Annotated in this window: 9 protein-coding genes; 5 read left to right on the plus strand and 4 right to left on the minus strand. The window is 59.2% G+C overall.

Features of this window, described 5'->3' with window-relative positions; translation table 11 throughout:
• The first annotated feature begins 634 nt into the window (after nt 1–634).
• From JFN93_RS11050 to JFN93_RS11065, 4 genes are all read left to right on the plus strand, one after another.
• Nucleotides 635–2,854, plus strand: a complete 2,220-nt coding sequence (locus JFN93_RS11050) for a fibronectin type III domain-containing protein (protein ID WP_199384136.1) — start codon at nt 635–637, stop codon at nt 2,852–2,854.
• The gene (locus JFN93_RS11055) at nt 2,829–3,761 is read left to right on the plus strand and encodes a hypothetical protein (protein ID WP_199384137.1); all 933 of its coding nucleotides are present in this window, start codon (nt 2,829–2,831) and stop codon (nt 3,759–3,761) included. Before JFN93_RS11050 ends, JFN93_RS11055 begins: the two co-directional genes overlap by 26 nt.
• 190 nt (nt 3,762–3,951) lie before the next feature.
• Nucleotides 3,952–4,686: a hypothetical protein gene (locus tag JFN93_RS11060; RefSeq protein ID WP_236021652.1), complete on the plus strand. Its 735-nt coding sequence runs from the start codon at nt 3,952–3,954 to the stop codon at nt 4,684–4,686.
• 90 nt (nt 4,687–4,776) lie between these two features.
• Entirely contained in the window at nt 4,777–5,160 is a 384-nt protein-coding gene (locus tag JFN93_RS11065) for a hypothetical protein (RefSeq protein WP_199384138.1), read from the plus strand.
• A 283-nt stretch (nt 5,161–5,443) separates the two neighbouring features.
• Here JFN93_RS11065 and JFN93_RS11070 read toward each other — a convergent pair whose 3' ends face one another.
• The 3 genes from JFN93_RS11070 to JFN93_RS11080 form a co-directional block, all read right to left on the minus strand.
• Nucleotides 5,444–6,748 (minus strand): dicarboxylate/amino acid:cation symporter, encoded by a 1,305-nt coding sequence (locus tag JFN93_RS11070; protein WP_199384139.1) that lies wholly within the window; start codon nt 6,746–6,748, stop codon nt 5,444–5,446.
• 316 nt (nt 6,749–7,064) lie between these two features.
• Complete coding sequence (locus JFN93_RS11075) at nt 7,065–8,498, minus strand: sigma-54-dependent transcriptional regulator (protein ID WP_199384140.1); 1,434 nt, start codon at nt 8,496–8,498, stop codon at nt 7,065–7,067.
• Nucleotides 8,495–10,234, minus strand: coding sequence for a transporter substrate-binding domain-containing protein (locus tag JFN93_RS11080; RefSeq protein WP_236021653.1), 1,740 nt, complete (start codon nt 10,232–10,234; stop codon nt 8,495–8,497). The genes JFN93_RS11075 and JFN93_RS11080 overlap by 4 nt, the downstream gene beginning before the upstream one ends.
• Nucleotides 10,235–10,519: 285 nt before the next feature.
• On the opposite strand from JFN93_RS11080, the gene JFN93_RS11085 reads away from it, so the two are divergent.
• A complete protein-coding gene (locus JFN93_RS11085) occupies nt 10,520–11,431 on the plus strand; it encodes a DUF4384 domain-containing protein (RefSeq protein ID WP_199384141.1) in 912 nt (303 codons plus the stop codon).
• A gap of 176 nt (nt 11,432–11,607) precedes the next feature.
• On the opposite strand, the gene JFN93_RS11090 is transcribed toward JFN93_RS11085, so the two are convergent.
• Nucleotides 11,608–13,212, minus strand: a complete 1,605-nt coding sequence (locus JFN93_RS11090; protein WP_199384142.1) for a SecDF P1 head subdomain-containing protein — start codon at nt 13,210–13,212, stop codon at nt 11,608–11,610.
• Nucleotides 13,213–13,377 lie beyond the last annotated feature (165 nt).

The following is a 13,377-nucleotide window of genomic DNA, read 5'->3' on the forward strand; positions in this document are numbered from 1 at the left end:
TTTTCCCAAAATCACTATTCTTGATCCAGGCGATGCTGCGGCTCATGATCGCGTTCTTTGCCTTGTCCTTGTCCGGAAGGGGTCCACTCAACCGCGAGGGGGGTGGGGTAAGGTTTTGACATGTTCACCACGACGAGGTCAGGGTGCCGGGGTGGTGCCTGGTCGTGAAAGCGGGGGTGGTGCCACGGGGGTGGTGCCAGGTCTTGAAAAATCAGTTTGAAAAGTGATTTTTCAAGACCTGGCACCGATGAGGGCACCGATGAGGTTGGCACCGATGAGGTTCAAGACCTGTTACTCACCTTGTCGAATCTGTTGGTCCGGGCCCTGAGTGGTTCCTCGCTCCCTAAGCTGTAACAAAATGGACTGTCCATAATGTTACAGTCGGACGAGCCTCTTTATAATTCGGCATGTTACCACGTGGCGCTGTAATAAAATGAACAGTAAATGCATTTTAATTGAATTTTACGATGTACAGAAACGGTGATTAATCAGACGGTTAGCTTCAAGGATCTGGTGGCATAGAACTTGATATTTGATTGTTTTGCTCAAATCGGTCTTGAACCGTGGGTAGCACGAGACGCAGGTACTCAACTGTCCTGGCTGTGACCTCACTGAGACAAAAACTGGAGTGAACATGCACTACTGGAAAAGGATCATTGGTGCACTTGTGGTGATGGGGCTACTGGCACTGGCTGGATGTCGTGGAGGTGGTGTTGGCGGTGGAGGCGGAGGCGCCTCAACGGTACCGGGCAGGCCAACGGGGATTAACGCAACACCGGGGTATGGTCAGGTAACTCTTGCCTGGACGCCAGTGTCAAACGCAACTTCTTATCACATTTACTGGTCTACGACTCCTGGAGTGACCACAACTGCTTCCCAACTAGCGGCCGGGACCAATACCTATACCCACGGTGGACTGAGCAATGGGGCGAGTTATTACTACGTGGTTACCGCGGTAAATGACGTTGGCGAATCCGCAGTTTCGGCCGAGATACGTGTTTCTCCCGCCGCGACCACAGCAGGGGGAACCTGGAGCCGGGCGGACAGTGGGTTGCCCAGTTATCCGGCAACCGTGATCGCCCTTGATCCGACTAACGGTCAGACTGTCTATGCGGTAACCCAAAATACGGTGTCGAAGTCTACCGATGGCGGCGGATCTTGGAGCACCGTTCTTTCCGGCAGATACGTGCGTTCTCTTGCCATTGACCCGAGCAATGGCCAGAAAATTTACGCTGGGACTGACCTCGGTGTAGTGATATCTGTCGACGGCGGCGCCACCTGGAGCGCAGCGGTCCCGCTTGACATTGCCAACGCACTGGCCATCGATCCGACCAATACTCAGACCATTTACGCCGCAACCCCCTGGGGGGTGTCCAAGTCCACCAATGGCGGCGTGTCGTGGAATTCGATCAACAACGGGCTTCCCCCTCAAGTAATCAGTAACGGAATTCCTACGGCCAATCAGTTATCTCTGGCCATTGACCCGATTAACCGTCAGATCGTCTACAGCGGGACCGAACGGGGCGTCTATAAATCCACCAATGGCGGCGGTACTTGGAGCGCTGCCAACAGCGGGATGCCGGCTGTTACCGATGTCTACTCCCTGCGCATAGACCCGGGCAACAGTCAGACCATCTATGCCGGAACGAACATCGGAGTGTTTAAATCGACCGATGCTGGCGGTACGTGGAGCGCAATCAATAGCGGAATAACCACTATGGTTGTTGGCGTCCTGGCCCTTGATCCGACCAACAGTCAAACCCTCTATGCCGGAACCCGGGATGGGGTGTTTAAATCTACCAACGGCGGCGGCACCTGGAACTCGGCCAACAGCGGTCTGGACAACACCATGATTTTTTCCCTGGCCATCGACCCAACCAACGGCCAGAACATCTATGCCGGCTCTTTGGCTGGAGTATCCAAATCCACCGATGGGGGCGGCTCTTGGAGCACGGCCATCAGTGGGCTTCCCTGTGCCGGTGTCACCGCTTTTGCGATTGACCCGAGCAACAGCCGGACAATTTATGCCGGCACCGTGACGACCGGGGTGGCTAAATCCAGCGATGGCGGCAACACGTGGAGCATGAGTAACACCGGGATCCCCAATGAATTGGTGATGTCTCTAGCCATCGATTCAAACAGCAGCCAGACCATTTATGCCGGGACAACCCACGGGGTGTTTAAGTCCGCCAACGGCGGCGCGACCTGGAGTGACGCCAATGGGGGAACCATCGCAGCGGATTCGTATGTCTACTCACTGCTCGTGGACCCAAAAAACAATGGGACCATCTACGCCGGAACAGATGCCGGGGTTTTCATGTCCACCGATGGCGGCAGTTCATGGGTGTATCGTGGGAATATTGGCGGATCCCCGATTAACGCCCTGGCAGTCAGCTCGGCAAGTAGCCAGACTATCTATGCTGCAGCGAATTCAGGGCAGGTGTGCAAATCCAGAGATGGGGGGAGCACGTGGGGGTGGAGTCAGCTTCTGCAGAACAAACCGGTCACTGCGCTGGCTGCCGACCCTACGAACAGCCAGACCGTCTATGCCGGGACATATTTTGACGGGGTATTTAAGTCAACCGATGGCGGCGACACATGGGTGGCCGTGAACATTGGGATTCCATCGAGCACCCATATTACATCTCTGGTCATTGACCCGCTGAACAGCCAGACCGTCTATGCCGGAACGGCGGCAGGCGGGGTGTTCGTATCCAACGATGGTGGGAGCAGTTGGAACACGGCCAATCTACCGACCGATATTGCGGTCTACTCTCTGGCACTGGATCCAACGAACCACAAGACCATGTATGTCGGGGGAGGAGCGGGTGTGTACAAAGGGCTATTCCCTTGAGGGACAGCCGCTTTTTGAAAATTGCCCCCGATTTTTGAACTGGGACGAAGAAATAGATACGGGGGACGCCCCTTACTCCCTGCTCCAACACATAATTTCGCAGGGGGGTGGTGCCGGGGTGGTGCCTGGACGTGAAAAATCAGTTTATGGAGGGCGCATGTATCGTTTAATCCTTGTTCTTCTATTATTGGTTGCCTTTGTTCCCCGACCTTCTTTCGGCGACGACAAAGTTGCAATTAATCCGACGTATCTTCCGGAAACGACTTATACTGTCAAACAGTCCTCGACAAACCAAATCACGATGAGTCTCGATAATCCCTTCGGAGTTCCGGAAGAAATAAGGCTGAAATTTCCGGTCTCAATGGTAATTGATGACATCCGCGAGATGTCAGTTGTGACCGGAAAGATGACGGATGAGAAGAAATATCCGATCACCATACAGTTGAATAAAGGCATTCAGCTGTTGAAGCAAAATGATCTGGTAAAAAGCATCGATGGCTCTCTTGGAAGGCTGGTAGGCATACGTGCTCATGGCACAAGTGACTTGGAGGGGAACCTCAGTCTGGTCAAATTGGATGGGAAAGAACTGTCCGAAGAGGAGCGGAAGATTGTGTTAGCAACTTTTGAAGCAGTCTCGAAAAGTATGAAATCAGTCAAAAGTGAACCAATCGGCATTGGCGAGAAAACGACGAAAACCATGCCGTTGGAAATACCAATACCAGGAGTTATGAACCTGAGTATGGAGATGACAACGAACTATGAATTGGTTGATATTAAGGACGGAATCGCCGATTTTGTCACGACGTATACCTTTACCCTGGCCGCTTCCGATCAAGCAATCAAGATAGACGCGTCCGGAAAAGGCACAGGAAATATAATGTACGACGTGAAAAAAAGGTGCAGTTGAAATCCCACGACAGTATGGAAATCGATATGACACTGCCACTGGATTCGGCAAATCTCCAGTTCACATCGAAAACCGAGGACTCCATGGTCACAGAAGTTCGCTAGATGTCAAAGCACCTCCCTGCGCCAACGCTATCTGCAGATGAGGTAAGGTTTTGACGTGTTCACCACGACGAGGTCAGAGAGAACTGTTGACGTTGAGTATGGAAATCCCTTACAAAATTAGTAATGTCATTCAGACCGAGGCGGAGATGACGGTGTTTATTGAAAAATGGGCCAATGCCACGAAAGCTGCGGGGTCGCGGTGGCCGGCAATCGTCGCGTTTTTGGCTCTGGGTGGATTGTATGCGGCGCTGCCTTCATCATTGCTGCTCGGCGGTCAGCGCTGGCTTCTGCTGGTTCTGATTGCTGTGCTCATTGTGCCGATGCTCATCTCGCATTACCGAGGTGCCCATACTACCAACATGGTGCTGGGGTATCTCCTGAACGGCGTGGTGACGGCTGCCATGATCATTTCGTTGGGATTGCTGATCAGGGCCTTGCCGTTACATCTGGAAAAACCGCAGGAACTTCTGCAGTCTGCCGCCGCACTATGGCTGTCTAACATCCTCGTGTTCGCCTCGTGGTACTGGCGCCTCGATGCCGGTGGACCGCACAAACGCGCGCAAAGAAGAGACCATCAGCGGGGAGCCTTTCTCTTCCCCCAGATGACCTTGCCGACGGAGAAAAAGCACGCCGCCGGCATCGAGGAGTGGACCCCCAACTTCATCGATTACCTCTTCCTGGCGTTCAATACTTCAACTGCCTTCTCTCCGACTGATGTTCCGGTCCTGTCGCGTTGGGCCAAGGTCCTGATGATGCTCCAGTCGATGATTTCATTGCTCGTCATTGCCCTGCTGGCGGCGCGGGCGGTCAACATCCTGTGAGTAGCAAGCGGGAATGATGTCGCGTTTCGTACCTCAACGCGACCTACTGTCGTATCTTCCGGACGAATCTCATACGAAAGGAGTTTTTCCATGCGCTACATCAATACGGATCGGATTCTCGCCGCTCAGCTCACCACTCCGGCGGAAAATCCGCTGGTCGGGGACGACACGCGCCTCATCGATGTCTGGTTCGACGGCAGTTCGGTGCAAAAGCAGCTCTTCAAAAAGGTGCACAAGACGGAGCAGGAGGCGATGGCCAAGGATCTGGAGAACCGGGGCTTCATCCGCTCGGGTAACCTGCTCATCAATCCGCGGGGGGTGCTCTTTGCCGAGATGGAGCATGAGATCGTCGGCGGGCTGGTCACGATCGGCTACCAGGACAACGGGAAACCGGTGGAGCTCAAGGTGGACAGCTCCGCGTTCAAGGATCTGTGCGAGCGGCTGGCGAAACAGAAGGGTTCGGTGGTTGGATAGGTAGGTCGCGTTGAGGAACGTAACGCGACGCTGCCGGGTTACGAGCTGGAAGAGATATTTCGGAGGTGTTTAAAAGAGCAAATCCCCCCCTGTCCCATACACCCTTTGCCAAGGGGGGACAGGAAGGGAATGGCCTTTCCTTGAATTCGAAAACGGAACGTGCCCAATCAAAGATTCTTTGTTCAGTGAAAAGGGGGATGCCGCTGGTGCGACATCCCCCCTTTCTTTGCGGTGCGGGTGCCGCCTCGGAGCGGCATCCTTCTTTCTGTCGTGCCGACTACGGCTATTCCGCTGCGGCTACCGGCAGGTCGAGGAGGGCGTCGTCCTCTTCGACCACTCCTTCCTCCAGGGCACCCTCCGGGGCAAGTCCACCCTCCCACTGGGCCACTACCGCGGTGGCGATGGAGTTGCCGATCACGTTGGTCGCGGTGCGCCCCATGTCGAGGAACTGGTCGATTCCCATGATGAGCAGCAGCCCCGCCTCGGGGAGGTTGAACATCGGCAAGGTCGCGGCGACGACCACCAGGGAAGCGCGCGCCACGCCGGCCATCCCTTTGCTGGTGATCATCAGGACCAGGAGGATGGTGATCTGCTTGGTGATGGAGAGCTCGATGTTGAAGGCCTGGGCCACGAAGATGATGGCGAAGGCCTGGTAGATCATGGAGCCATCCAGGTTGAAGGAATACCCGAGCGGCAGCACGAACCCGGAAATCTTGTCGGAGACGCCGAACTTCTTGAGCTGCTCCAGGGTCTTCGGATAGGCGGCTTCGGAACTCGCGGTGGAGAAGGCGAGAAGCGTCGGCTCCTGGATCATCTTCAAAAGGCCGAAGAGCCGGCCGCGGAGCACCAGGTAGCCGCCAATAAAGAGCACGCTCCAAAGTACGGCGAGGGCGAGGTAGAAGCCGGTGATGAACTTGCCGTAGGTGATCAGGATGCCCAGTCCCTGCACGGTGATCACCGAGGCGATCGCGGCAAAGACCCCTGCCGGGGCGAACCACATGACGTAGTCGGTGACCCTCAGCATGATCTTGCCCAGCTCGTCCACGAACTTGAGGACGGTCTTACCCCCCTGTTCCTTGAAAGAGCCCGCGGCGAACCCGAAGAAGACGGAGAAGACCAGGATCTGCAGGATCTCGTTCTGTGCCATCGCGTCGAAAAAGCTTTTCGGGAAGACGTGGGTGATGAAGTCCTTGAGGTTGAGCGAGGAGGTCTTGAGGTTGGTGGCGGCGCCGGCGGCCGGAAGGGGGAGGTTCATGGCGTGCCCGGGCTGCAGCACGTCGACGAAGAGCATGCCGATGAAAAGGGAGGCGAGGGAGGCGCAGAGAAACCAGAGCATGGCCTTGAGGCCGATGCGTCCCACCGCCTTGGAGTCGCCCATCCCGGCAATGCCGGACACCAGGGTGGCGAAGACCAGCGGACCGATGATCATCTTGATGAGCCGCAGGAAGATGTCGGTCACGATGTTGAAGTAGCCGGCGATTTCCTTGGCCGCGTCGGCGTTGGGCGCCGAAGCATTGCAGGCGTAGCCGACGGCGATCCCAAGCAGCATGCCGGCCATGATACACAGTGTCAGTTTGTTGGTTTTCATCGGTGCGTCTCTCCTTCGGGGTGGGTATGAACGGACATCGGCGGAAGCGCCGGGAGGCGGGCCTCCGCCTGGATTGCATCGCTGCCTGCGGGCCCAAGGGCCAGCCACTTTCAGCAAACAGGGTGCCAAACGGGGTCGAAACGGGTAAGTTGCTGGTTTTGGTGGGAAAAAGTGGGAAATATGCCCCCCGTGCGGAGGGCGGAAGGGTTATAACCTGCGGGGCGGTCCGGCGGACAAGAGTGCGGAAAGGGGCGCTAAGGGGCGTTGATGCTGCTGCTTGGGCGATGGTTTCGGGAAGTTATAACGCGTGCGGCGGTTATAACCCTTCCTCGCTTCTCCCGAGCTTCTTGAGCCGCTTGCTCAGGGCCGGCTGCGAGACCCCGATGAGCCGCGCGGCGATCGACTGGTTGCCGCCGGTTCGCTGCATGGCCTCGGCGACCAGCAGGTCGATGATGTCGTGCAGCGCCGGGAGCGGCTCGCTCGCCACGAAGACGCTGCCCGGCGTGGCGGCCACCGCGCTCCGCTCGGCGGGGCTGAACCCCTGCTTGTCCATGGCGCGCTTGAAACTCTCCATGGAGAGCATCCGGTTTTCGTGCTGGGTCATGGCGTCGTAGACCATGGAACGGAGCTCGCGCACGTTGCCCGGGAAGGGGTAGTTCCCCAAGAGGACGATGAGCTCCTTGGGGACGGTCGGCTTCTTTTTCCCCAGCTCGGCCGCGGCCTCGGCGAGGAAGTGCTCCAAAAGGACCGGGATGTCGGACGGCCGCTCCCGAAGCGCGGGGACGTGGACGTGGTGGGCGCAGAGCCGGTAGTAGAGGTCCTTGCGGAACTGCCCGCCCGCCTGCCGGGCCGCCAGGTCGTGGTGGGTGGCAACCACCACCCGCGCGTTCATCCGTTTGGGGAGGTCGCTCCCCAGCGGAAAATACTCCCCCTCCTGCAAAAGGCGCAGCAGTTTTACCTGGGACGGGATGCTCAGGTCGCCGATCTCATCCAGAAAGAGGGTCCCCTCGCCGGCCTGCTCGATCATGCCGCGCCGCGGCACCTCGGCGCCGGTGAAGGCGCCCCGGGTGTGGCCGAACAGGGTGTCGCTGAAGACGTTGTCATCCAGCCCCGCGACGTTTACCGAGACGAGCTTCTCGCGGCTGTGGCTCAGCCGGTGGACGGTGCGGGCCACCAGCTCCTTCCCCACGCCGCTTTCCCCGGTGATCAGGATCGGCTGCGCGCTGCGCGCCACCGCCTCGATGTAACGGAAGATGGAGCGCATGGCGGGATCGACGGTGACGATGTCGGCGAAGACCTCCGGGTGGTCCAGACGGTCCGAGAGAAAGCGCGACTGCATCTCGCGGTTTTCGCGCTGCAATTCGATCATCCGGATCGCCCGCTGCACCCCCTGGACCAGGCGCTCCTCCTCCACCGTCTTGACGAAGAAGTCGAACCCGCCGCGCTTCATGCACTCCACCGCGGTCTCCACCTGGTTCAGGCCGGAGATGACGATCACCGGGATTTCGGGATGCTGTTCCACGATCAGGGCGAGGAGTTCCTGCCCCGAGAGGTGGGGCATGTTGAGGTCGAGCAGCACCAGGCCGATGCCGCCTCCGGAAAGAATCCCGAGGACCTCGCGGCTGTCGCTGCAGCGCACGATGTTGCTGATGCCGCCGGAGAGGCCAAGCGTCATGCTGAGGCTCCTGAGCCAGGCCTCCTCGTCGTCGACCAGGAGGATGCCGAAGGATGGGTAGAGGTTTTCGATCACGAACATGCTCCTTGTACCGGGAGCGCCACGAGTACCGTGGTCCCTTCTCCCGGTTCCGAACTAAATTCCAGCCGTCCCTGGTGGTCCTTCACGATGCCGGCCGATACCGACAGTCCGAGGCCGGTTCCCCCGGCGTCGCGCTTGGTGGTGAAGAAGGGGTCGGTGAGGTGGCTCAGGTGCTCCGGCGGGATCCCTACCCCCTGGTCCCGGACGACGACCCGGATCTCGGTGCCGGAGAGCTCGGTGGCGACGCTGATCCCCTTTTCCGGGTCGGAAAGCGCCTGACAGGCGTTCAGGATCAGGTTCACCACTACCTGCTCGATGCGCTGGGCACTCCCCCGGCAGCAGGGGCGGGCGGGGGCGAGGTTCAGCTCGAAGTGCCGGGTCGCCTTCCGGATCGAGTTCTCCAAAAGGCGCACCGAGGTCTCCACCACCCGGTTCAGATCGACCGTTTCATCGAGCGCCGAATCGTCCTTGCGGGCGAAATCCTTCAGGTCGTCGACGATCCTCTTGATGCGGCGGGCCCCGTCGTGCATCTCATCGAAAAGGCGCGGCGCCTCCTCGCGCAGCGTCGAATACCTCAGCCCCCCGACCATGAAGTCTCCCGATTCCTGGAACCGGTCCTCCAGGCTCTCCTGAGCCGCCTGATAGGCCTTCTTCAGCACCGGGAGGTTGAACAGGATCAGCCCGGTGGGGTTGTTGATTTCATGGGCCACCCCGGAGACCAGGATCCCCAGCGAGGCCATCTTGTCCGCCTGGATGAGCTGCTGCTGGCGCTGTTGCAGCTCGGCGGAGTGCTCGTCGATCCGTTTCTGGAGGGTACGGGACCAGAGCACGGTGCCACCCAGGATCAAAAGCAGGGGGAGCGCGACGATGGCTGCGTACTGGGCCACCTTGCCGAGGGGGAGCGGCTGGGGGGCCAGCACGCCCAGCCACCGGCCGTAGATCTGCTGGTAGCGCCCGGTGTTCTTCAAAATGGCGAGCCCCTCGCTGAAGCGGGAGAGGATCTCGTCGTTCCCTTTTTTCACGGCATAGCCGTACTGGCCGCTGCCGAAGGGGCCCCCTACCGGGACGATGTTGGAGAGCCCGAGCTCCTTGCCCAGGTACAGGCCGGGGAGGTTTCCCACCAGGGCGTAGTCGTGCTTGCCGGAGGCAAGAAGCCGGAGCGCGGCCGCGTGGGTATCCACCAGGATCAGACGGGCGCCGATGTGGTGCGCCACCAGGTAGTCGTGCATGCTTCCGCCCTTTTGCACGATCACCTCTTTGCCGCGCAGCTCTTCCAGCCGGGCGATGTGGCGTGCCCCTCTCCTGCCGAAGACCGAGGTATTGACGATGTTGTGCGGGGGGGAGAAGTCGAACTCCCGGCTGCGCGCCTCCGACCAGGTCACCCCCTGCAGGACGTCGATGCTCCCGTCCCTGAGGGCGCTCCGGGCCTCGTTCCAGTTGCCCAGGCGAAACTCCACCCGCATCCCCATCACCTCGGCGATCGCCTGTGAGAGTTCCACGTTGAAGCCGGCGGGTTTGCCGTCGCGGTCCAGGAATTCGTAGGGGGGAAAGTTCTGGTCCCCGCCGATCACGATCACCTGCTTCGGAGTGGCCCCAGGAGACGGCAGTGCCGCCCATCCGGAAAGCGGCGTCAGCAACAGCAAGAGCGCCAGCGTGAGGAGGGGCACGGACCAGGACCGCATCAGGCGGTGCGGTCGGATGAAGCGTGGCTTTTCACAGGTAAAGCGCATTGATCTCTCGCAGGGGAGGGGCTGGTACGGGTGGTAACGGCGCGTGTTGCGCCGGTCGACAGGTCGACTATAGGGGGGCGGAAAATTTTTGTAAAGGACAAGGTGAAGGGGGGGAGAGGGCGCTCGATAGTGGCGGGGGAATTCATCGCGCCAGGAATGGCGCTCCCACAGCACGGGCTGCTTTCGGGTGATGTTGGGTATGGGGTTGATGTGCCGGCTACCGCTTCCGGCCGATTCGGGTTTACAATCGAGCGGCGCAATGCTAATTTCCGGCGCAGATTTGCCATGGTAATACCGACGGAGATGCTCGTGCCGCAGATGCAAGATACAGCTCACTTTCACAAAACTGTGATCAGGCGGATCGCCGCTACTTTGATCCTCACGGTGGTTTCCGTTTTGGCGTGGCACCTGTCGGCGGGAGCCGCTTTCGCCGCGGAGGAACCGGTTTGGGTGGAGGCGACGGGGGAATCGGTGGGGAGCGACCTGGAGGCCGCGGTAGAAGTCTTCCAACGGGCCAAGATGGACGCGGAGCGGACCGCGGTCGAGAGTGCGGTCGGTGTGTTCGTTCGCTCCCACACCTTGGTCAGTAACGGTCAGCTCGCCGAGGACATGGTATTCGCCAGGGTCCGGGGGAGGATCGAAAAGGTCGAGGTGGTCGAACAGGAACGGGACCGCAATGACCCGAACCGGTTCCGCGTGAAGATCAAGGCACTGGTCCGGCCGGTGTATCCCGATGCGGCTGAAGGAATCCGGATCAAAGCGGCGCTCTCCAGGGAGAACCTGCAGGAAGGTGATCCGGTGGAGCTTCACTACCAGGTCAGCGCCGACAGTTATGTCTACCTCTTCGTGATCGGCGCGGACAATTCGGTGACGCAGTTGTTGCCGAACTCAAGGGTGAGGGACAACTTCGTTCGGGCCAATCGTCAGGCGATCTTTCCGCCCCGGGAGGCCGGAATCAAGCTGACCGCGATGCTGCTGCCGGAATCGAAGGGCAAAGGGGCGGTAGAGAAGATCAAGATCATAGCGACCCGGCAGGAAGAACCTCTTTTGAGCAGCGGCTTTCAGGAAGGTTTCAAGGTGTACGATGCGAAATCCACCGGGCTGGTCAGTGATCTGCTGAAACGGCTGATGCAGATCGATCCTGCTGATTGGGGGGAGGTTACGGTGAGCTACAGGATCATGCCGCAGGGTGATTAGCCGTGGCTGGCTTTACTTCGTGGCATTTAACCCCATCCTCACCCTGTCCCTCCCCTTGAAGGAGAGGGGACGTTAGATCAACGGTGTCAGAAGCTGCTCGGGATCGTTTTCATAACTTCTTTCCCTCGTCGCCTGTCCCTAGCCCCGCATTGTCCGCTCGAGTCCCCCCACGCCCCTCACCGCAGGCGCAGCTCGCCCATTTCCTTCAGCGTCGACAGGGGCGGCATGATTACCGGGGTCTGCTCTACGTTCTGTAACCGGGCCGCCCTTTCCACCTGCGGCAGAAGGTAGCGGTACAGGCTCTCCACGGTGATGGTTCCCTCTTTTCCCGCCCCGGCTTCTCCTTTCAACCCTTTCAGCAGATAGTAGGTGAACAGGCCGTGTCCGCCCTTTTCGTACGAGGTGCTGATCTGGCTGCCGCCGGCGGCGGCCAGGACGACCATGTTGTCTTTGAGCGCGGGTGCGGCCTCCGTCGTCATGACCAGCGGGCGCGCCCCCTTGGCCAGCACGGACCGCCCTCCCGAGCCGGAAAAGCAGGAATCCAAGACGACCACGATCTGCTTTGCCTTGAGCCGCGAAAGTCCGGCATAGAGCTCTTTCAGAGGGTAGGCGGTCGTTTCGAGATAGTTGGGATCGCCGTCATAGGGGACGAGGTACGGTTCGCCGCTGGTCGGATTGGGGGCGCCGTGCCCGGCGTAGTAGACGAACACGGTGCTCTGCGGGGTGACCCGGTTTTTGAGCCACACTCCGAGGTATTTCTCGAGATCGGACTTGGTGGCACGTTCGTTGGGGAGAACCACGACGTTCTCCTCCGGATATCCCATGAGTTTGGTCAGGTAGCGCTGCACCGTACTGGCATCATGTGCGGCAAACTCGACTCCCTTGATGTCCCGATATTTCTCGATGCCGATGACGATGGCGAAATTCTCCGCTCGCGGCTGCACCGGGACACCGGCAAGGTCGTCCACATTGGCTTCGGCGCCGGCTGCGACCGGTTGCGGCGCTCCGGTTTCCCGGCGGTCCGCAACGTGTATGGCTGCGGGGAGGATGCCGGACTTGATGGCTTTGGCCAGATCCTGGGCTTCCTCGGTGGTGAAGTTGCCGGTAACCTGCACCCAGCCGGAAGTGATCGCCGTCCGGATCACCGGTGCGGAGATCACGTTGCCGTCGACCGCGATGGCGATCCTGCCGCCAATGGACGCCTCGGTCGCTTGGGCAAAAATTTCGGCTCCCTTTTTGTTCAAAACCAGGTTGATCGCCGGAATATTGCCCTCGCTGATCGGCAAAAAGGCAACTTCGGCGCTTTCCACGACATCTCCGGAGAGCAGGGGCTTTTTCTCCACGAGATACGGGATTTGCTCGACCTTTCCCGCGCCATCCAGTCTCGACTCGTAGATGGTTTCCGTGTCGTCCGAAGCATCATCCTGGGCGCTTGCGTCCTTCACCTTTTTGAATTCCAGCCGCGAGGGGCGGAGGAGAAAGTCGATGATCCAGTCGACTTCGGAACCGGTACGTTCCAAGCCGATGGTGATTCTCCGCGCTCCTTTTTGCTCGACGACTCCGTCGGTGATCCCGATCGATTCCAGGCGGTTTTTCATCACCTCGACCGACTGGCGGGTGATTTCCTTGTCGAGGGACCCCTTTCCCGTTGAAGAAACCTCCAGGGTGATGACACTCCCGTTTTGCGCGGCGGTCACGGTGGAGACCGGCCCTGTCATAAGGAACAGGACGAACAGCAAGCAAAGACAGCAGCAACGCAAAGACGATCCGATCCTGAGCATGGAAACCCTCGATATCAAGTTCTTTCTCTCCCCGCGGCGGTAACTGCCGCTGCGGATTCGGATTCACCTTAATCTGCCTGAGAGAGAATAGTCAATAGCTGTGTCAGTCACCGGTTCCGTGCCAACGGGTCATCGTGAAACAGAGTGATTGCCTGGATTGGTGGA

Origin of the sequence: Geomesophilobacter sediminis, from assembly GCF_016458275.1 — a bacterium.
Taxonomy (GTDB): domain Bacteria; phylum Desulfobacterota; class Desulfuromonadia; order Geobacterales; family Geobacteraceae; genus Geomesophilobacter; species Geomesophilobacter sediminis.